20 protein-coding genes are annotated in these 21,656 nt (G+C 50.8%); 9 read left to right on the forward strand and 11 right to left on the reverse strand.

Going from position 1 to position 21,656, the window contains the following annotated elements:
• Nucleotides 1-2,022: efflux RND transporter permease subunit (locus tag NP603_RS16200; protein WP_256611990.1), on the forward strand; the 2,022-nt coding region annotated here is incomplete at its 5' end.
• A gap of 143 nt (nt 2,023-2,165) precedes the next feature.
• On the forward strand, nt 2,166-2,504 hold the full coding sequence (locus NP603_RS16205; RefSeq protein ID WP_256603895.1) for a hypothetical protein: 339 nt from the start codon (nt 2,166-2,168) through the stop codon (nt 2,502-2,504).
• 910 nt (nt 2,505-3,414) lie between these two features.
• Here the strand turns inward: NP603_RS16205 and NP603_RS16210 are convergent.
• From NP603_RS16210 to NP603_RS16260, 11 genes are all read right to left on the reverse strand, one after another.
• Nucleotides 3,415-3,777 (reverse strand): hypothetical protein, encoded by a 363-nt coding sequence (locus tag NP603_RS16210; protein WP_256611991.1) that lies wholly within the window; start codon nt 3,775-3,777, stop codon nt 3,415-3,417.
• Nucleotides 3,778-3,950: 173 nt separating this feature from the next.
• The gene (locus tag NP603_RS16215; protein ID WP_256603893.1) at nt 3,951-4,583 is read right to left on the reverse strand and encodes a recombinase family protein; all 633 of its coding nucleotides are present in this window, start codon (nt 4,581-4,583) and stop codon (nt 3,951-3,953) included.
• Between the two features lie 135 nt (nt 4,584-4,718).
• Nucleotides 4,719-4,970 carry a helix-turn-helix domain-containing protein gene (locus tag NP603_RS16220; protein ID WP_305891464.1) on the reverse strand — a complete coding sequence of 84 codons (252 nt, stop codon included), beginning with the start codon at nt 4,968-4,970 and terminating at the stop codon, nt 4,719-4,721.
• A 408-nt stretch (nt 4,971-5,378) separates the two neighbouring features.
• Complete coding sequence (locus tag NP603_RS16225) at nt 5,379-5,753, reverse strand: hypothetical protein (RefSeq protein ID WP_256603891.1); 375 nt, start codon at nt 5,751-5,753, stop codon at nt 5,379-5,381.
• 2 nt (nt 5,754-5,755) lie between these two features.
• Nucleotides 5,756-6,247, reverse strand: a complete 492-nt coding sequence (locus NP603_RS16230; RefSeq protein WP_256603890.1) for a hypothetical protein — start codon at nt 6,245-6,247, stop codon at nt 5,756-5,758.
• A gap of 105 nt (nt 6,248-6,352) precedes the next feature.
• Nucleotides 6,353-6,538 (reverse strand): hypothetical protein, encoded by a 186-nt coding sequence (locus NP603_RS16235; RefSeq protein ID WP_256603889.1) that lies wholly within the window; start codon nt 6,536-6,538, stop codon nt 6,353-6,355.
• Between the two features lie 410 nt (nt 6,539-6,948).
• Complete coding sequence (locus NP603_RS16240; protein ID WP_256603888.1) at nt 6,949-8,607, reverse strand: DUF4942 domain-containing protein; 1,659 nt, start codon at nt 8,605-8,607, stop codon at nt 6,949-6,951.
• A 374-nt stretch (nt 8,608-8,981) separates the two neighbouring features.
• Nucleotides 8,982-10,037, reverse strand: coding sequence for a replication initiator protein A (locus NP603_RS16245; protein WP_256611992.1), 1,056 nt, complete (start codon nt 10,035-10,037; stop codon nt 8,982-8,984).
• A 36-nt stretch (nt 10,038-10,073) separates the two neighbouring features.
• A complete protein-coding gene (locus tag NP603_RS16250; protein WP_256603886.1) occupies nt 10,074-10,421 on the reverse strand; it encodes a TrfB-related DNA-binding protein in 348 nt (115 codons plus the stop codon).
• A 43-nt stretch (nt 10,422-10,464) separates the two neighbouring features.
• The gene (locus tag NP603_RS16255; protein WP_256603885.1) at nt 10,465-11,562 is read right to left on the reverse strand and encodes a ParB/RepB/Spo0J family partition protein; all 1,098 of its coding nucleotides are present in this window, start codon (nt 11,560-11,562) and stop codon (nt 10,465-10,467) included.
• Between the two features lie 9 nt (nt 11,563-11,571).
• Nucleotides 11,572-12,333: a ParA family protein gene (locus tag NP603_RS16260; protein ID WP_256603884.1), complete on the reverse strand. Its 762-nt coding sequence runs from the start codon at nt 12,331-12,333 to the stop codon at nt 11,572-11,574.
• 735 nt (nt 12,334-13,068) lie between these two features.
• Between NP603_RS16260 and NP603_RS16265 the strand changes: the two genes are divergently transcribed.
• From NP603_RS16265 to NP603_RS16300, 7 genes are all read left to right on the forward strand, one after another.
• Entirely contained in the window at nt 13,069-13,497 is a 429-nt protein-coding gene (locus tag NP603_RS16265) for a MerR family transcriptional regulator (RefSeq protein ID WP_256603883.1), read from the forward strand.
• 68 nt (nt 13,498-13,565) lie between these two features.
• Entirely contained in the window at nt 13,566-14,276 is a 711-nt protein-coding gene (locus tag NP603_RS22060) for a MerT/CopZ fusion-like heavy metal transport selenoprotein (RefSeq protein ID WP_331725262.1), read from the forward strand.
• A 17-nt stretch (nt 14,277-14,293) separates the two neighbouring features.
• On the forward strand, nt 14,294-14,728 hold the full coding sequence (locus NP603_RS16280; RefSeq protein WP_256603877.1) for a putative iron-sulfur cluster-binding metallochaperone: 435 nt from the start codon (nt 14,294-14,296) through the stop codon (nt 14,726-14,728).
• Between the two features lie 314 nt (nt 14,729-15,042).
• Entirely contained in the window at nt 15,043-15,459 is a 417-nt protein-coding gene (locus NP603_RS16285; protein ID WP_256611993.1) for a hypothetical protein, read from the forward strand.
• A gap of 90 nt (nt 15,460-15,549) precedes the next feature.
• The gene (locus NP603_RS16290) at nt 15,550-16,911 is read left to right on the forward strand and encodes a TolC family protein (RefSeq protein ID WP_256603875.1); all 1,362 of its coding nucleotides are present in this window, start codon (nt 15,550-15,552) and stop codon (nt 16,909-16,911) included.
• Entirely contained in the window at nt 16,908-18,452 is a 1,545-nt protein-coding gene (locus tag NP603_RS16295) for an efflux RND transporter periplasmic adaptor subunit (RefSeq protein ID WP_256603874.1), read from the forward strand. Before NP603_RS16290 ends, NP603_RS16295 begins: the two co-directional genes overlap by 4 nt.
• An 18-nt stretch (nt 18,453-18,470) precedes the next feature.
• Nucleotides 18,471-21,653 carry a CusA/CzcA family heavy metal efflux RND transporter gene (locus NP603_RS16300; RefSeq protein ID WP_256611994.1) on the forward strand — a complete coding sequence of 1,061 codons (3,183 nt, stop codon included), beginning with the start codon at nt 18,471-18,473 and terminating at the stop codon, nt 21,651-21,653.
• The last annotated feature ends 3 nt before the right edge of the window (nt 21,654-21,656 follow it).

The raw sequence follows: 21,656 nt of genomic DNA on the forward strand, positions 1-21,656 counted from the left end.
TTCATCGTCATGAAATGGCAGGGCCTGAACGCCAACATCATGTCGCTGGGCGGTATTGCGCTGGCGATTGGTGACATGGTCGATGGAGGGGTGGTGATGGTGGAAAACGCCCACAAGCATTTGGCCGCCGCCGTCGCCAAGAAAAAAGCCGAACTCACTGAAAAAGAACGCTGGCAAGTGATTGCCGCATCCTGCCGCGAAGTGGGCAGCGGGCTGTTCTTCTCGCTGCTGGTGATCACCGTGTCCTTTCTACCGATTATCACCATGCAGGCGCAGGAAGGCCGCTTGTTCAGCCCCTTGGCTTTTACCAAAACCTATGCCATGGCGGCAGCCGCCATTCTGACCGTGACACTAGTACCGGTATTGGTCGGTTATTTCGTGCGCGGCAAGATCGTGCCCGAGCGCAAGAACCCGATCAACCGGGTTTTGCATGCCATTCACGGCCCGGCGTTGAAGCTGGCCATGCGCTTTCGGCTGTTGACCGTGCTGCTGGCGGCGCTGCTGATGGCGTCGACGCTGTATCCCCTCTCTAAAATCGGCAGCGAGTTCATGCCGCCGCTGGATGAAGGGGATATTTTGTATATGCCGTCCACCTTTCCGGGTATTTCCATCACCAAAGCCCGGGAAGTCCTGCAGCAGACGGACAAGATTCTGAAAACCTTTCCGGAAGTGCATCATGTGTTCGGCAAGATCGGCCGGGCGGAAACCGCGACCGACGCCGCACCACTGATGATGGTGGAAACCACGATCCAGCTCAAGCCGCAGGCGCAATGGCCCAATCCTAATAAAACCACTCGCGAACTGATGGCGGAAATGGATAAGGCCATTCATTTTCCCGGCCTGGCCAATGCCTGGACCATGCCGATCAAGACCCGCATCGACATGCTGTCCACCGGCATCAAGACCCCAGTCGGTATCAAGGTGTCAGGGCCGGATTTGACGGTCTTGCAACGCTTGTCGCTGGACATCGAGCAAGCCATGAAAAGCCTGCCGGACACCTTGTCGGCTTACGGCGATCGCACCGTAGGCGGCTACTTCCTGGATTTTGACATCAACCGCGAAGCCGCAGCCCGTTACGGGCTGACCACCGGCGATGTGCAGGACGTGATTCAAAGCGCGATTGGCGGCATGAACATCACCGAAACCGTGGAAGGGTTGGAGCGATATCCGGTCAATCTGCGCTATCCACGCGATATGCGCGACAACCTGGACGCCTTGCGGCGGGTGCTGATTCCGACCCCCACCGGCAGCCAGATTCCCTTGACTCTGGTGACGGACATTCGCTTCACTCGCGGTACAGACGTCATCAAAAGCGAAGACGCCCGCCCCAACGCCTGGGTGTACGTGGACATCAAAACCGCCGACATCGGCGGCTTCGTCGCGCAGGCGCAAAAGACGCTGGCCGAACAGGTGCAACTGCCCGCCGGCTACACCGTCGCCTGGTCAGGGCAGTTCGAATACATGCAGAGGGCCGCCGAACGCTTGAAGATGGTAGTACCGATTACCCTGCTGTTGATATTCATCCTGTTGTATTGCTCGTTCCGCAATATCACCGAGCCCACCATCGTCATGCTGACCATCCCGTTCAGCCTGATTGGCGGCATCTGGCTGGTCTACTGGCTCGATTTCAATTTATCGATCGGCGTCTACGTCGGTTTCATCGCCTTGGCGGGTACGGCGGCGGAAACCGGCGTGATGGTGCTGAGCTTCATCGATATCGAACTGGAAAAACTGCGGGAACAAAAGCAGGTGCCATTGAGCGCTGCCGACATCATCGCCACGGCGGAAACTGCCACAGCCTTGCGGGTGCGGCCGGTTGCCATTACCTCGCTGGCCAACATTATCGGCTTGATTCCCATCATGTGGGCCACCGGCACCGGCGCCGACGTCACCCAGCGTGTCGCCGCGCCGGCCATGGGCGGCATGCTGACAGTGTTGGTATTGAGTCTACTGGTATTTCCAGTGGTGTACAGCCTGGTGCTGCAAGTTCAGGAAAACCGCAGGCGGGGAGCCGCGGAATGATGTCTTATCCAGCTTCGCTGTCGTACGGATACCCCTTCACTCACTATTTTCGGTCCGATTGTTACCAAGGAGTCGCCTGCAAAAACATGCTCATAACCTAACGCTGTTGCCATTAATCGATTGAATTTATTTGGAGAAAAGTCATGAACACTAAAATTTTAATACCCCTGTTTTTCAGCCTGGGCCTATTGTCCGGATGCGCCGAGACGAACCCGCACCCCATGGATATGAGCCAAGCCATACAAGACGCCAAAACCAAGGCCGATCACGAAGCGTTGGCGCAACACTATGAGGATGCGGCGAAAGAGATGCAGCTGAAGGTCGACGAACACGAGAAACTGCTGAGCAAATATGAGTCGCACGCCTATCTGTATGGCAAGCGAGCTGGAGATTTAAAAGCCCATTGCCGAAACCTGATCAACATTTATAAAAATGCGGTGGATGCCAATATGAGTATGGCAAAAATGCACCGTGCGATGTAATCAAACTTGGTTTGCGGGGGCGCGTAAAGCGCCCCCGCTATTGAACATGACGTGGCAAACGTGAAATCCCGATTTTTGAGAATATGTTGCATGACCAGCATGTTGCTTGCTAGCAACCCGGTACCCCCCGCATCCCATGGATATGAGCCAGGCGTTAAAAAACGCCGCAACCTGCGCTGACCACGAAACCTTGGCGGCACATTACCAAGCAACGGCGGGCAGACTGCAAGCAAAAGCAGAGGAACACAGGGTACTCGCCGCAGATTTCGGCTAAATGCCGGAGGATTTTCACGAAGACTTTAGAGGGCATTGTCAATGGCTAATCGATGCCTATGAAAAGGCGGCCAAAATCAATTTGGAGCTGGCCAATCAACATCGCCATTGGTATCGCCATGAGTAATCTGGGCATGATCCCATTCAAGAACGGCAATGGACACTAGCCAAACACGATGATCAATGCCATTCTGAACATATCAACTCCTTTTCAAAACAGGATTCAGTTGTGGCAAAGTCTGAGATTACCTGCTTAAGCAGGTATTGGCATCAGCTGTTAAAAAGTCATTGCGAGGTTTTGCCGGGCCCTGTGACGGTCAAGTATCAGGCTTATATCAGACCGTTAGGAGCTTAGATTTTCGATCTCTTGACAGGCGGGTATTGGCCGCTATGTTAAGCTCAACATAGTGAAATTATAGATTCCGAGTGGCCGATTCACATAATATTACTCACTTTTATACACTGGATAGAATCAAATAAAGCGAGAAATCCAACTCGATAAAATCATTTAATGTGAGAAAGAAAACCGTCCTGTGCAATTAATGTGAGAAAAAGTGATTTTATAGAGTCAGTTAATTTGAGATGAAAATCCCGGATAAGTGCAAGAAAAGCCGGTTATGAAATCAAGAAACTACATCTAGTATCGGCGATGATGTGTTACCTCAACAACCATTCCGCCAAGCTTAAAAATCAACCAGTCGTACAGAAACATCGTAAAAAATGCCGCAGCAGTCAACAAGCCAAAGCCCCACGTCAGCCGTGTATCGGCTGGATGCGTGAACAGACAGACCACGAACGCGATTATCAATGCGGTGGTCAATGGCGTAATCAAGAAAAACACCAACGGACGCAGAAACATTAAAATCATCAGCAGTAACGTTCGAGCGGAATCCCACGCGAACAAGACGACACGGCACAACGCCATAGCCAGCCACGGAAAAACCCGGTAGCGAACGGTCTCAGCGGCGTTGTTTTGCACGGCCCGCTTGGTAACGTCCAAGATTGCCGGCCGGCGGGCCGTTTTGGCTTTCGGAAAATTAACAACAGTCATACAACCTCCTTCGCATAATCACCATGCAATTGGAATACTAACAATTGTGACCCGAACCCTTAAAATACAACGGGTTCCTAATGTACACCGCGAAAAACTGACTCATGGCCTGTTACGATACGTTATGAATCGGCGGCCACCGCCTTTTTTTGGGCGGCCGCCCAAATCCGCTTCACCTGGCTAACGCTACATGGCGCAAGCCGAGCCGTTTCCTTGATCGAGTGCCCTGCCCTGCGAAACGCGACGACGCGCTCATTAACAGCGGCGTTTACTACACGGCCTGTGTATTTGCCGGCCTGTTTGGCCAGTTCAACGCCCTGCCGTTGCCGCTCGCGCCGAGTTTCGTAATCATCGCGTGCCATCTGCAACGCCAGTTTTAACAATAGCTCTTGCACCGATTCCAAAACAATCCTGGATACACCATCGGCCTTTTCCGCAAGCTCGGAAAGATCAACGATTCCCGGAACTACTAGCTTTGCGCCTTTTGCACGGATCGACGCGACCAAGTTCTCCGCTTCGGCGAGCGGTAGCCGGCTTATCCTATCGATCCGCTCAGCGATCACCACGTCGCCCGGTTGTAATTCCCTAATCATGCGTAGCAGCTCCGGGCGATCCGCCCGTGCGCCAGACGCCTTTTCCTCATACCGGCCAGCGATATAGTACCCCTCCGCTTTAGCCTGGTTAATGATGTCCTCTTGGCGAGTCATATCCTGCTTGTCAGTGCTAACGCGCAAATAGATTCGAGCAACTTTCATATAGTGGTCAACAAGGGTATAGGCAAAAAAGCCACTATAACCCGGATAGCCAAAAACTAAAACATGCGACCCTAAATAGCCACTGTGGCCGGGCCAACCCTAATTGGCCACAAGACCATTTTCGCGCCCGCGAAATTAACTTGCGGCCGATGGCGATTTGTCGTCATGCCTCCATATTTGCCCAAGGCCCGCGAAGTCGCATAAAAGCGCCCAAACTGCATACGGAATTTCTACCTCATTACCAATCCATTTCCGCACAGTCCGCGCCCCGGATTTTTGTTTCAGCCCAAGCGCCTTTGCTGCGGTCGAGCCGGTGAAACCGGCAAGACGCATAGCCGCGGCCACTTCGGCCCCGGTTGGTGTCGGCCAGTCTTCGCTAAATGACATCAGACATTCAGGCCGTATTGTTAATTTATATGGTTCCACCATGCCTTCCTCTAAACGTGCCGAGTGACCGGATTATCATCTGGTCCTGCAATTACATTTTTCATTTTCCGAATATCCAATTTAGGTTAATCATTCATTTGTTTAATCGCCCAACATGAAACGGATTTCACCGGGGAATGTTAATTGTTTAATACGTTTAATGAAATGGTGACAATTCGCCGGCCAGGTCGAGCTGGCCATGTCACCAAACTGGATTGGTGACAGGCACCGGCCGGATCGAGACCAGCGCCGGGCGAACCGTGTCACCATACGATTACCCAATTGGTGTCAGATCCCCGCGTCCGGATTCGCTTGTTTGTCACCATGCGCGTATGGTGACGCCGGCGCGCGATCGAGGCCTTCATTCTGTCACCATCGATACTTACCTGATAAATGGTTGACCGCATCGCGCAGTCGGGCCTTGCCTTGTAACAACAGGCTTTCAATCCTACGCGTTTCCGCCGACAACCGATCATACTCAATGGCCCGCTGTATGCCATCACGGGCGGCCTGTATGCGCTCAGGATCGCACCCGATATATTCACGTTTCCGTTTGCCGCCGTCCTCGGTAGGATAATTCAAGTACATATATTTATCGTCCCGCCAATATTCGTTTGCATAAATCAGACCCGCGTCTTTCAATGCGGTCATTTGCTGTTCAATCACTTGAAGAGTCGATTTTTGAGCTGTAATCAACGCCGGCAATTCGTTGGCTAACGCCTCTAATTCATTTATCAATAACATCGCTAGTGCACTATGTAAGACTGTTTAATAGTGCTAACCGCTTGCGGGCTAAAGGTTAAGTCCAACTCGCACCCGTGCGAAATTAAATCCATGATTGAAATATTCCTAAATTGTAAGCGGCGTTTTCGATCAGTGGCCAATATAACGTAACCAAACGCCTGATCGATGCGGTCACCATCTACACGTTCGGTAATATACCAATGCCAGTTATTCAATTTATAGTGAAGGAAAACTGTCGCTTGATCGTTTAAGCCGGTTTGTTCAGGTGATATTGAAATCTTTTCAATCACCTCGGCTATCGAGACTATTTGTTTCATCATATTCGCTTTATTCTCCCCTCGTAACGTAACTGATATTTCCTTGGCCTGTTTGTTTGAAATATATGGAGAAATAAAAATTGCATCTTGTGCCGCCCGAACTGCTAACGGTGTTGGATGAAATTCGGTGGTGGATGGGCGACGAACACGATCAACGGTTTTATGAAATTTAAACATCGGAAACCTCCGGTAAACTTGGCCAGAGCGGAATTGCCCGGCCTTTAGTAATCACTAACGACTAACATGGAGAGTTAGGCGGAAATCCCTTTCCGCTCCCTCTAATTAGTAAGCGTCCGCTTCCTCCCCGCATTGTTGACAGCCGTATTCCCACGGATCGGCATCGCCAGCCCCGCAATTGTTACACCGCCAAGTGGAGTCTTCATCGCCTGTGGCGACCCGGCTAAACTTGCCTGTTTTCGAGTCTTCCAGCCATTCTTGATCGAATAAATCGACTTCTTGCGTTGCCATCGGATACCTCCGGTAAACTTGGCCAGAGCGAAGCGCCCGGCCTTCTGGTGGTCTGGCGGTTGCCTGAACCACGATTTTATTATCTAGTATATTGTCCTGATTGTCAAGCGTTTTTGCCTGATAGTATAACTAGGCAAACCCCTCGTGGCATAGTCTTTCCAAGCAGATATTCCCGCGCAGAATAGTAGTGCGCAAAATAATATGACTTAAGTCGCCGTTTATGCTTTGGAACTGTGCGATCAAAGCCGATAAACGTCCGTTTTATATGGCAACTCACAAACCGCCGCATTGCCCTACTGGTGTGATGAAAAGGTTTAGTAGTCATATATCAATCCTTTTGGTGACAGAGGTTGCCCGGCGCCGGTGCCGATCCCGGTGGTGTTTGTCACCAGCGCCAGGCGAGTGAACATTTAGGCGGCCTCAGAAAAATCAACTGCCCCGTTTAATTGAAACATCCCGGACAAATCATAACCGGCAGCGGTACACGCTTCGGTGTGTGCATTATTGACCTGTTCATCCGAAGGCGAACCCCAGCGAACGTGTGGCACTATCATTGCGTCGGTAATCTTCTCGGCCATTTCGTAATGCTTCCAGAAATCCGTTGTGGCCGCATTATCATCTTGCGGTAACCATTGGCGTTCTTGACCAACCAAACGATTTAAACGCGCTATCAAATCCTTCCTACGCGGGTAAATATGAACAGTACCAACCCCCGCATAAAACCGAATGTCAAAATATTCCGTGGTATGCCTTTTTGATGGTGTTGGGCCGTAATATCCAGTATCAAACAATGAATAAAGACCGTTGAAACATGAACAAGTCTTAGATTCGTGATTCTCGCCATTGTCGCAATATAATTTGCCGTCGAGCATAGCAAACACTTTATCAAAATCCTGCATTAGCTTTTTAAAGTCCCACGGTATCCCGTGATAATTCCGAACTGGCAATATAAACCGCGTCATTTTGACACGATAGGCTAACTGCCTATGCTTTTCGTTAGATTTCCAGCCTTTGTAATAAGCGCGGTTCTCTGGTCGATACTTGGTTATCTCATCGAAACAATCAAGTAACATCTGGATATTCATATCGCCTTGATTATTAACCAAACCAATTAAAAAGCCTCTTATATTCGACTCAGTAAAAGACAGTTTGGCAATTTCTTCAAATTCAGTCGTAAGGCGTTGATAGGCTTTTGATGAAAGATATTTGTCAAACTCGGTTGAGTGCAAGACGTTTGTCCATGCCCGTTTTTTAAGGTCGTCGTATCCTTTATTAAAACGCTCCTGGATCGCAACGGAATCACCATCCTGTGAGGTTTTGTGTAGCTCATTCAGCGGCCGGCCTAGTAATCTGGCGTAGTAGTCGGCCTCTTCGCGTGCAACTTCTGCGGTTTTTAGTGACTGAACGGCGGCATTAAACACCGCGACTGCGTTACTGATCGTGTTTTGTCGTAAAGCGATGCTGTTCTTGTCTTGATGATCGAGTCCGGCAACGTGCTCGAATTCAAGGCCATTGGTGAAATTAGCTTTAACATCGAGCGTCTTTTTTAACCAAACTAAGGCAATCTCGACCGATGTCTTACGCTGGGTGTCTGGATCAAGAAAAGCCTCAGAAAGAAACTCGACCGAACCATGTTCCTCAATCCATTTGCAAATCAATTTCCGCTTAGCCGAATGGGGATTGCGGATAGTCTCGGCATTCAGTATTGCGACCAGTTCACCGTCTACTAACAAATTGAAAGCCTTAATAAGATGTTCATCGCCAGAAGAAAAAGGCGGGTTCATGATGATATGCGAAAACATTGCCGCACCGTCATAGGCCAAAAAGTCGCTATCGATTACGTTCAGGCCTTTACCGCGTAGGATCGCCTGATTGTCTAAATCGATTTCGATGCAATCGATATTAGCGGGGTGGCGTGATGAATAGTGATGGCTCCACTTTTCAAGCAGTGGCGCAAGTAGATCGCCGCGTCCGGCTTGTGGCTCTAGGATGCGCCGATAATTGTGAGATTGGAACTTAGCAATAGCTTTTTCAGCCAATGCGCGAGGCGTTGGATAGAATTGAAACATCGGAAATCTCCGGTAAACCTGGCCAGAGCGGAATTGCTCGGCCTATCCGTGGTTAGGATGTAAACCACGGCGCTATTATCGTGCCCTATTGTCAGACTGTCAAGCCTTTTCGCCTGATAGCGAAAAGTTTTAAGGTTTTAAAGGTTTTATTAGATTTAGACGCTAAAACACTATTTTTATTTATATAAAACATAGGCTTATAAATATAAGCGGTTCCTAAAGTACCCCGTTCGGTTCTTAATGTACACCTTTCGGTTCCTTAAATACGGGTTCAGGTTCCTAATGTACACAAATCGGTTCTTAATGTACGGAATATCCACAGGTTGCACTCGCCGAAATCGTTTTGACACTGTTGGAACGGTGGCGTGTGTACATTAGGAACCACTACTATCGATGACCTCAATTGAGTCGCGGTGAATCATGACTAATTGCGGGCCTTTGAGTCCTTTTTCCTCGCTTAAAATGTACTCGGGCAGGTCGTTCGTTTCGATGAGTTTACGCAGCATAAAGCAGAATTTCTTAAATGTGCCGGTGCTTCCGCTACGCTCATATATCGTTTGATATGACCACTTTGCGGAGTTCTTACCGGCAGCACGCCGTGCAAGCCGGTAAATGAATCTACCAAGGCCCGGCTCAATAAGAAAATAATCCTGGTGAACCGTGAGAACGTCTGGGCGCTTTCCGTCGATAATTTCCCGGTATAGCCATTTAGGTATTTCAATTTCCAATTCCGCAACGCGGCCCGAATCGGTATAGGACACTACACGATAACCGCCGATCAACCCTTCTGCCTCGACCACGCGTGATTTTTTACCGTTAGTGGTGACACCTTCCCGAACGCTTTTAATCGTTGTGCCTCGAAGCCGATCTAATGCGCGTTCGACTTCTTCGGCTTGTTTGCCGCCATGTCCCTTCCGGCAAAATCGTAGAATGTCGCTGACATGCGGCTTAAACGTTCGGCCTGGTTTCTCGCCTTTGTTAGCACGATAAGCGTTCATGGCTTCAGTTAATTGCGATACCAACATCAATACAATGTCGTAGTCCCAAATCGAGGCCATCCCGTCCGGGCCACTCTTCACCTCGACATAACCATCAGGCAGATCGTACCGGATCACGTCACCGGCGCGGCGTTCCTTTTTGGACAGCCTGAACACTGCGACATCCATAATACTGCGGCTATCGCGTGTGCCTACGTCATAAAGAGCGGGCGCAAAAAAATCCATTTGAGCGTCGCCATTAGGCGGTTTCCGCATATTCGACTTGGCGGCCGGCGGCTGTTTATCGGCGGCAACCTGTAAACGGTGGGCAGTTTGGGCGTAGGTCTCACCTGGGCGAGCCTCTTTCTCAATCCGCTGTTTTTGGGCTTCGCGGATTTTGTCCAGTTTATCCGTCATTGCGGATATTTCTTTTGATACGCCGTGGCCAGTCATTGTAATAAATCCTCGTTTAACCCATTGCCAACTAGACTAATCGCCGTGTTTTTCGCTTTCGTTCCGAAAGGCACTGATGACATTACGGAAGGCCGAAATAATCTCGGACGGCGCAACCAGTGTCACCCGCTCCCAGCCTGGCGGAATCGTTGCGTCGTCCTCTTCTGCCGCTTGGCTGGCCAACACTCTTTGATAGGTATCCCAAACACTATTTACGGCGTCACCGATAGATTGGCGAGAACAACCATATTCGGCGGCAACGGTTGTATAGGATTTATTAGCAACAAGAATCGCATAAGCGGCATCCTGCCGCTCTGGTGAAATTCTTAAAAGCGGCCGAACCGACGCGAATTCGCGTTCGGTCAGGCGTCGTTTAGCCGGCATAGGCAATTAACTCCGAATAACAAAAACATAATGTAACCATGGGTTACGCTTTAACACTGCCAAAAATATTCAACAAACTGAATTTTGAATCACGATCCAGACCGTATGCAAACGCCGCCAATGCAAACGCTCCAACACCGTCAGCAGCAAATAGATCGCCACGCAAACATACCAACATATCGCGGCCGGCATCTTTGCTTTGAACCCCCTTGTCATAAAACACGCGAAGCCAGACATCGATCATTTCCCGGTCGTCCTGGCTCATGTCGTCAAGCACCGACTTAGGCGACTTGTTTTGTAAAAAGATCGCGCTGTAAGCCAGACTCAACACTAAACTAACTGACTCGCGGGATGGCGGAATGGCCGTCGATTGCTCTCCATCGTCGCTTGGTTGATTTTTCGCGCCCGCGAAAACATCAACTTGTTTAGCGGGTTTTCTGTCTTCTTTTTTCTTAGGCGGCTTAACTTCATCCTTAGCGGCTTTTACCATATCCCGCACATTCGTTTTAGCGCCGCCGCGTTTGATTTCATCAACTAACGTCTTTGCTTTCGCCGGGTCGATCTTTTCGATCACCTTTACCGCATTGATGGACTCAACATCGGCGCTCAAATCCTCCGTTACCAAACGTCTTGCCTGCTCGGGTAAATCCAGCAAGCCCATCATTTTTGATAAGCGCGTCCGGCTTATGTTGTACTTCGCCATCACCTCGTCCATGCTCATGGTCTCAAGGTCATGCTCAATCTTCTTCGCTTCTTCAATTTGCGTGAGATTTTTCCGATGGATGTTTTCGACCACTTGGGCTTTTTCAGCCTGTTCATCGGTTAACTCCTTCACTCTCGCCCAAAGCTGCGTTAAGCCCTCGATCCGGGCCGCGCGGCAACGTCGTTCACCAGCCACCAACAGATAAGGCCTTTCACTTCCTGGGCGATTCGCGCGGAGGATAATCGGCTGTAACTGGTTTTCACGAAGACTACGGCCAAGATCGGCTAATTTGTTGTTCTCGTCCTCGAACTCTTCACGAACCTGGCTACCAATCTCAATATCATCCAGGTTAGCCATAATGTCGTATTCGTTGGGGTTACCGCTGGCCCCGAACAAACTATCGACACCACCACCGAATAATGTATTTGTGTTGTTCATATCGCCCCCTTAATTCAAGCGATCCAGAATAGCGGTGCATGCCGCCCGCCATTCATGCGCGGCCTTTAAATGGCCCTCGCCGCTCGTATGTGTCCACACCGGACGGCGATTTGCGATAGCTTTTTTAACTGGCGCACGTTCCGCCAAGGCCTCTTTTAAAATAATCGGCCCGTATTGTTTTTGGAGCAACGCAAGCGCCTGGCGGGCATCCGTGCTGCGGCTATTAACCTTCATCGGCAGAATACCGATGTGTTTCAACCGGGGGTTGAAACCCTGCGTGCGAATAACATGGATCGTCGCCATTAGATCGGCGACACCAGCCAACTCGTACAGGCCGATAGATACCGGCGTCACCACGTAATCGGCGGCCGCCAAGGACGCCATAAGGCGAATGCCGAGCAAAGGCGGCGTGTCGATCACGCACAAATCGTAATCTGCCGCAAATTGCCGTAATGCCTGGCCCGGCTGCCTGATCACTTCGTTTTCGGCCTTGTCAATTGACAGCAAGGCGTTATCCGCCCGGATAATGCCTAAATGATCGTTAAGCACTTGCGGACGGGTCTCCATCGCGCCGGGCACATAGAGTCTTGACGCGAATAAACCTAGCTCTGCGTCAGCGGGAGCCGGGAACGAAAGCGACAAACTACCCTGCTTGTCCATATCGACCAGCAACACCCGCAAACCGGCCTCTATGGCCGCGTATGCAATATGCACGGATAACGTGCTTTTACCGACACCGCCCTTTTGATTGGCTATTGATAATATTTTCATGACGTAACTATTCCTAAAATCGTGGCACCAATGGAAGTATTTTTATGCTCGTTCGACGCGTTCCAATTCCCAACTCGACAAACTAGGCCGATCCGGGAAACTGGTTCGCGAAAGAGTTTGAACCGCTTTTTCAAACACCTCGTGGTCAGTCGCCGTATCCGGTGCGTACACCTCAACGGAACCAGAATAGCGTTCCCACATGCCGGGTGCGCTACGCAAGTGACACAGATATTGAACATAAACCGGCAATTGTGATTCATCGAGCATCTTGTCTACCCCTCTGGTAACCTGGCCAGAGCGAAATTGCCCGGCCTTCTGATGGTGGGGCGATAACCCCGAAACCATGGGTCTATTATCAATAGATAAAGCCGGCGTGTCAAGCGTTTTTGCCTGACACGCGCATAAATATTATTACGCGTCTTCGTGACTCTCATTGGCCGGGGATAATGCCAGCATATGTCGGATGACACTATTAATGAAAAAAATGACAAGTTAGTGAAAAAATAGTGACATAGATAGTGAAAAAATCCGAGAGGATTTGGTTCTTAGAACCTAAAGGAGAGGCATGTTTGCAACTGTGCTGGCGTCATCGACTAGCCAGTTGCGCATTACCTCATAGGCAGACATCTGAGAATTTAGTCGCCATTCAAAATAATATTCATAGTAATTTGTTAATAGCTGATAAGTGGAAAAACTGAGGGACAATAAAAACCCTTTAACATTTGGTTCAAAGAAATGTCGCCTTTAACCATCGGCAAACTTGCCAAACAAACCGAAGTCACCATTGAAACCATCCGTCACTATCAACGCATTGGTTTACTGTCAGAGCCAGCGAAACCCGATGGCGGTTATCGAGTTTATTCAGCTGATGCGATTGCCCGAATACGTTTTATCAAACGCGCTCAACAGGCTGGATTTACCTTGAAAGAAATTGCCACCTTGCTATCGCTTGATGGGGCACACTGTGCTGATGTTCGACAAGTCGCCGAGCAAAAATGCCAGCAGATCGATCAACAAATCAGGGATTTAACCGCTCTCCGTCAGGTATTGGAAAGCCTAGTCAACGACTGTCAGCAGACAGCTCCAACCGCTCATTGCGCTATTCTCGATGCATTTAGCGATGATGCATCTGATCCCAACCTTGATTCTATATCACGCACTTGACTCTGTTCTAAGCAACAGGGTTTAGACTCCTTGCCAACATTGACCATGGTTTGGCTTAGGAGATTGCTATGAATACAGACTCAGAACCCCCCACTAACACCCCGTCATGGCTGGGTATCGGTGCCATATTGGCCGCTGTGGGGGCTTCGGCCTGTTGTGTCGGGCCATTTTTGCTGTTGTCGTTGGGTATTGGCGGTGCGTGGATCAGCACGTTGACGGCGCTGGAACCGGCCCGGCCATTTTTCATTGTCCTGACCCTGATACTTGTAGGGCTCGGCTATCGAAAACTCTATCTAACGCCTGATCGCTGCGCGGTAGGTGAAATCTGCTCCACAACCGACAACCAACGCCAACAGCGCCTACTGTTTTGGCTGGGTTCCGCATTCATTTTGATGCTGCTGGCTTTTCCCTGGGTAGCGCCTTTTTTCATGGCTTGAGAGAATTCCGATATGACCATTAAATCCGGATTATTACTGATAAGTTTGTTGTTACCAGCCACTTTGTTGATGCCCGTGGCTTTTGCTGAAACCACAGAGGCACAGCCAAACCAACAACAATCGGTGACACTGAAGTTAGAGAATATGACCTGCGCCATGTGTACCGTCACCATCAAAAAAGCCTTACAGAAAATCGACGGCGTGCAAAAAGTGGCTGTCGATTACGATGCAAAAACGGCCATGGTTACTTTCGACAGTCACAAAACCAATAGCGCAGCCTTGATCAAAGCCACGACGGACGCCGGTTATCCGGGCTCTCTGGTCACACCTATTAGCCAATAAGACCGAGGATAGCGTCTATGTCTGATTGTTGCTGCCCCACCAAGTCATCCGCCAAAACCCAACAGATTTGTCCTGAATGCGGTTCCGCGTGCAAAAGCGTCGGCATGCCTACGTTGTACCATCAGGTACGGTTTCCCGAGAATCAGTCAATCGTCATTGACAGCTATTATTTTTGTCCGGCAAAAACATGTTCGATTGCTTACTTTGCCAACGCCGGCAGCACCATTCCCAAACAGCATTTACGAAGCTATCAAGCGATTCAGAACGACGCGCTTTGTTACTGCTTTGACATAGACTCCGAGCAGTATTTATCGGCGTTAAAAGATCGACGGGCAGAACCGATCAAAGGTTTCGTCATGCAACGTACCAAAGCCGGCGAATGCGCCTGCGAAATCAGGAATCCGTCAGGCCAGTGCTGTTTGGCCAACTTCAAGCGTTTTGAAAATGAGTGACGTATGGTTGTCGAATTATTACTGGAAACCTTCCGTTTGAACTCTGGGTATTTTTTTCCGGCTTTCGCAGCCGCGAAATATTTCACTATCAGTGGCAAAAAAGTCGGAAGATTTCACTATTTGTGTCAAACCTCCAACTAGCATGTGACATGAATAATGAAATAATCCGACAGAGCTGCCAGGCTAAAGCAATCAGGGAGCCTTCAGGGTCACGCTCGCTGGTGTTTGTTCCTAAATGCTTGAATTATTTTGGATAGCGAGTATTCTTTTGAGGGATGGTTTCCTTACTCCGCTTTAAAACATGGCTCTCTATCGTGCTGATATTCGCTGTGCTCGGTCATTTTGGCCTGGGCCATCGAGATGTGTCGGCCTTTGTGCTATGTTTTGGTGCTGATGGTCATGTCGCTGTAGAGAAGATTGGAAAAGACCCATTCGCTCGTGTCAATGCTGCCACTCGTTTCAACGATGGGTCGAATGCTCTTACGAGCGATGACAGCGATCCCTGCTCGTCGCCTTGTACTGACATTCCTATCGATGGTGATGATCACATTCCCCTGCAACTGACGGATTTATTAAAATTAGCGATTGATATTGGGCTTTTGCCGGTATTTTTTCTGATTTCACTCTTGGTTCTTTATGCCAGAGTCATCATTCGGCAATCAGCTTTTTTAGATCCACCATTTACCGATTCCCGACTGCTTGCGCTGCGCAGCACCGTTTTACTGATTTAGCCACCACTCCTAGCTGCAACTCACCAGCCGAAGGCGCAGGTTCATCTGTGTCCGTGTTGACGTTTCCTCTATGCTACGGAGAAATTTTCCATGTTCTCAAATTATGTGCGGCCACTTGGCGTTGCACTGTGTTTAATGATTACTACCGGCCCGATCAATGCGGGCCCGACAAACAGCACTCAATCAACAGGTCAGCTAAGTGATCAGGCCTCAAACGATCCTAATCATCCAAACGCTGAGGAAACGACCGGCTCCCTGGTTTTGTATCAAGCGCTTGCCCTAGCACTAACCAAGAACCCCGAACTCTCCGCTTTTTCCTGGGAGAGCCGAGCACAGGAAGCCGCCACCCTCCAAGCGGGTTTGTTTCCCAATCCCACCTTCAATGCCAATGCGGCAAACTTTGGAAATCAGGTCATCAAGGGTTTCGACGGCGATGTCGTCACCTTGGAGCTGAGTCAATTGATCGAATTGGGCGGTAAGCGCGCCGCTCGCATGGAAGCCGCCTCGCTAACCAAGCAATTAGCCGATTGGGATTACGAAACCAAACGAGCCGATGTACTCACTCAAGTTACGCAGGCATTTATTGACGTGTTGGCCGCCCAGCAACGGTTGGCGCTAACACAGCAAATTCATGAATTGGCCAATCAGACAACGGTCACGACCGTTGCGCGCGTGCAGGCAGGCAAGGTATCGCCCGTTGAGGAAACCAAGGCTAAAGTTGCTCGCGCTTCGGTGCAAATTGAGCTGATGCGTGCCCAAAAAGAACTGGAAGCCGCCCGCAAGCGTTTAGCCGCTGGCTGGGGCAGCACGACGCCGCGCTTTGAGACGGTGAGCGGTCATTTGGAAAGCATACAAGCGCCGGCTTCCCTGGACTCATTGGCGCAACGACTCTCCAAAAATCCCGATTTAGCCCGTTGGGCCACCGAAATCACCCAACGTCAGGCGCTCATCACGATGGAAAAGTCCAAAGCCATACCGGATGTCACCGCGACCGTCGGTGCCAGTAAATATCTGATGCCCAATGATTACGCCTTAGTCGTTGGTTTTTCGGTGCCATTGCCGGTTTTCGACCGCAATCAAGGCCGTATTCAAGAAGCCGAGCATCGGCTGACCAAAGCGGAAGAGGAATTTCGGAGTGCCGAGATACGCATCGCCACTGCATTGAACACGGCCTATCAGGCCTTGGATGCCGCGCATTCCGAAATCATCACCTTGCAGCAAGACATTTTGCCCGGTGCCCAAAGTGCTTATGACGCTGCTTATGAAGGTTATCGTTTGGGGAAGTTCGGATTTCTGGACGTGCTCGATGCGCAACGCACGCTGTTTAGCGCTAAAAATCAGTATTTACTGGCCTTGGCCGAATATCACAAGTCCGTAGCCAACGTGGAACGTTTAGTCGGCAGCAATATGAACGAGACAGTGGCGGACAGCCAACCCGAGGTATCACCATGAACACAATTAACAAAAAACAATGGACCGCTATCGCCGTAATTATCGTGGTCGGCCTATTGCTCAGCCTATTTATTCTGAGCATCGACAAGTCGATGCCGGAAGGTGAGGAACACGGCGAAGAAAGCCATGCAGGGACTAAAGTCGATAGCACCGAAGGCGGCGATGATGACCATGCCGATGAAGCCAAGCAGACCCAAGGCCCGCACGGCGGTGATGTTTACAGCGACGGTGACTTTAAGCTGGAAATCCTGCTCAGCGAGGAAGGTGGTGAGCCGCACTTTCGAATTTATCCGTTCAATCAGGATAAACCGCTTCAGCCAGTTGCCGACCAACTCTCCGTGCAACTGAAGCGCCCGAGCGGTGAGCAACAGCGCATCGAGTTCGAGCCTGAAAAAGCGTATTGGCAGAGCACCCAGGCTATCGACGAACCCCATGTCTTTGAAGCCAACGTGATGGCAAGGCATGATGGTCAGACGTTTCAGTTTGCCTTCAATAAAGAAGAAGGCAAAGTGATATTGACCGATCAGCAAATCGCCGAAACCGGTATCACGATTCAGAACGCAGGCGTAGCGCACATCATAAGCTCTGTCACCTTGCCGGGTGAAATTCGCTTCAATGAAGATAAGACCTCTCATGTGGTACCGCGTTTGGCCGGTGTGGTGGAGAGTATTTCTGCCAACCTGGGCCAGCAAGTCAAAAAAGGCCAGGTCATCGCCGTGATTGCCAGTACGGCGTTGTCCGAACAGCGTAGTGAGTTGCTGTCGGCACAAAAGCGTCTGGAATTAGCCCGCAACACCTTTGCTCGGGAAAAACATTTATGGGAGGCAAAAATCTCTGCGGAGCAGGATTACCTGCAAGCCCGGCAGGCGATGCGGGAAATGGAAATCGCTGTTCAAAATGCCCACCAGAAATTGATAGCACTTGGCGCAAGTCCGACGGTATCATCCAGTGACGGTGCACTCAACCGCTATGAAATTCGTGCGCCGTTCGACGGCATGGTGGTCGAGAAACACATCGCCATGGGCGAAGCGGTCAAGGAAGATGCCAGCATCTTTACCATTTCTGACTTATCGACCGTTTGGGCCGAAATTATCGTATCGGCGAAGCATCTCAATGTCGTGCAAGTCGGCAAACAGGTCAACATCAAGGCCACGGCTTTTGATTCTTCGGCAAGCGGTACGTTGTCCTATGTGGGCGCATTGATGGGCGAACAAACCCGCACCGCTAAGGCTCGCGTGACACTGGACAATCCGCAGATGGCCTGGCGACCTGGATTGTTTATCACGGTCGAACTGCCTACCCAGGAAAGTGAAGTGCCGGTCGCGGTCGCAGCCGATGCCATCCAACTGATCAAAAACAAGCCGACGATTTTTATTCGCGTACCCGGCGGCTTTATTGCTCAACCGGTCACCACTGGCCTATCGGATGGCAAAGTCACCGAGATCGTGACAGGACTCATGTCCGGTACCGAATACGCTGTCAATGGCAGCTTCGTCATTAAATCCGAGCAAGGCAAAAGCAGTGCCGAGCACTCGCATTGATCTCCAGGAGTTCGCATCATGTTTGAACGACTTATTCGTTTAGCGATCGAGCATCGCTGGCTGGTTATCCTGGCTGTACTCGGTATGGCAGGACTCGGCATCTTCAATTACTCGATTCTGCCCATCGACGCCGTGCCGGACATCACCAATGTCCAGGTACAAATTAATACGACGGCACCGGGTTATTCGCCTTTGGAAACCGAACAGCGGATCACTTACCCCATCGAAACCGTCATGGCGGGTTTGCCGCATCTGGAACAAACCCGGTCGCTTTCGCGTTACGGCTTATCGCAGGTCACGGTGATTTTCCAGGACGGCACCGATGTCTATTTCGCCCGGCAATTGGTGAACCAACGTATTCAGGAAGCCAAGGATAAACTGCCCGCCGGTATCACGCCGGCGATGGGTCCCATTTCCACCGGTCTTGGCGAAATCTATTTATGGATAGTCGAAGCCCAAGAAGGGGCCAAAAAACCTGACGGTTCGCCTTACACCGCGACCGATCTGCGTGAAATTCAGGACTGGATTATCAAACCGCAGTTGCGCAACGTGCCGGGGGTCACCGAAATCAATTCCATTGGCGGCTACGCCAAACAATATCAGGTGGCACCGATTCCGGAAAAACTGGCGTCCTATGGTCTGACCTTGCAAGACATCGTTACCGCGCTGGATCGTAACAATAATAATGTCGGTGCCGGTTACATCGAAAAGCGCGGCGAACAATATCTGATTCGTGCGCCGGGCCAAGTGCATTCGATGGAAGATATTCGCAACATTATTCTTGGCAATGTCCAGGGCGTGCCCATTCGCATTCGCGATGTCGGCGAGGTCGAAATCGGTCGGGAACTGCGCACCGGCGCGGCGACCGAAAATGGCCGAGAGATGGTATTGGGCACGGTCTTCATGCTGATCGGTCAGAATAGCCGTGCCGTCTCGCAAGCGGTCGACAAAAAAATGGCGGAAATCAACCGCACGCTGCCCGAAGGGGTGCAGGCAATCACTGTCTATGACCGGACGGTATTGGTCGATAAAGCCATCGATACGGTCAAGAAGAACTTAACCGAAGGGGCAATTCTGGTCATTGTGATTCTGTTTCTGTTCCTCGGCAATATGCGTGCGGCCATCATTACCGCAATGGTCATACCGTTATCGATGCTGTTCACCTTCACCGGTATGGTGACATACCAGGTCAGTGCCAACTTGATGAGCCTTGGGGCACTCGACTTTGGTGTGATCATCGACGGTGCGGTGGTGATTGTGGAGAACTGTGTGCGAAGGCTGGCCCATGCCCAGGAACAGCAGGGACGTTCGCTAACACGTCATGAACGTTTTCATGAAGTGTTTACGGCGTCGAAAGAAGCGCGGCGAGCGCTGTTATTTGGCCAGTTGATCATCATGGTCGTGTACTTGCCCATCTTTGCGCTGACCGGGGTGGAAGGCAAAATGTTTCATCCGATGGCATTCACTGTGGTCATTGCCTTGGTGGGAGCCATGATACTGTCGGTGACCTTTATTCCGGCGGCTGTGGCGCTGTTTATCGGCGATAAAGTCGCCGAAAAGGAAAATGTGGTGATGCTGAGTGCCAAGCGTATCTATGCGCCGGTACTGGATAGCGTCATGAGCAACAAGCCGGTGATACTCACGCTGGCGGTGGTCGCGGTGATTCTGTCGGGCTTGTTGGCGACGCGGATGGGCAGCGAGTTTGTGCCGAGCTTGAATGAAGGCGATTTCGCCATTCAGGCCATGCGTATTCCGGGTACCAGTTTGTCGCAATCGGTCACCATGCAGCAGCAGATTGAACAGGCTCTGAAGCAGCAGTTTCCCGAAATCGAGCGAATATTTGCACGAACCGGCACCGCCGAAATCGCATCCGATCCCATGCCACCCAATATCTCGGATGGTTACATCATGCTCAAACCACGCGAGCAATGGCCTGATCCCGATAAATCACGCGACGATCTGCTGGCGGCGATACAAGCGGCGGCTAGCAAATTGCCCGGCAACCTCTACGAGTTTTCCCAGCCTATCCAGTTACGCTTCAATGAACTGATTTCAGGGGTGCGTAGCGACGTAGCCGTTAAAGTGTTTGGCGATGATATGGATGTATTGAATGACACGGCGACTGAAATTTCAGAGGTCATGGAGGCGATTCCCGGTGCATCCGAAGTGAAAGTCGAGCAAACCACCGGCTTGCCGATGCTGACAGTCAATATAGACCGGGATAAAACCTCGCGCTACGGCTTAAATGTGGGCGATGTACAGGATGCGGTAGCAACTGCGATTGGTGGCACCGAAGCCGGCACCTTGTTCGAGGGCGACCGCCGTTTCGACATCGTCGTGCGTTTGCCGGAGAACCTGCGCAGTAATCTGGATGCCATCAACCGCTTGCCGATCTCATTGCCGGGCGGGCAAAACCGAGACGGACGAACCAGTTATATCCCACTGGCCGAAGTAACCAGCTTGGAAATGGCTCCCGGCCCTAATCAAATCAGCCGCGAGAACGGCAAACGCCGAATTGTCATCAGTGCCAACGTGCGAGGCCGTGACATCGGCTCTTTTGTTGCCGAGGCCGAACAAAAGCTGCAACAGAAAGTCAAAATTCCATCCGGTTATTGGACAAGTTGGGGCGGACAGTTCGAACAGTTGCAATCGGCGGCCCATCGCTTGCAAATTGTGGTGCCTGTGGCGTTAATCCTGGTTTTCACACTCCTGTTCATGATGTTTGGCAACGCCAAGGACGGTTTGCTGGTGTTCAGCGGCATCCCCTTTGCGTTGACCGGCGGCTTGGTCGCACTTTGGTTGCGCGATATTCCGATGTCGATTTCGGCGGCAGTCGGATTCATCGCCTTGTCGGGTGTGGCGGTACTGAACGGGCTGGTGATGATTGCCTTTATCCGTGGTTTGCGCGACGAAGGCATGTCGCTGGATAAGGCGATTGTAGAGGGTGCTCTGACACGTCTTAGGCCGGTGCTGATGACCGCATTGGTGGCCTCGTTCGGTTTCGTGCCAATGGCCATTGCGACGGGTACCGGTGCAGAAGTACAGCGCCCGCTGGCGACTGTAGTGATTGGCGGTATTCTGTCGTCAACGATGCTGACATTGTTGGTATTACCGATTCTTTACTGGTTCGCGCATCGCCAAGACCAACCAGTAAGTCCCATGATACCGGGAATACCGCAGATTGATTCTAACGAGGGTTGAACG

The organism is Methylomonas aurea, assembly GCF_024505045.1.
Taxonomy (GTDB): domain Bacteria; phylum Pseudomonadota; class Gammaproteobacteria; order Methylococcales; family Methylomonadaceae; genus Methylomonas; species Methylomonas aurea.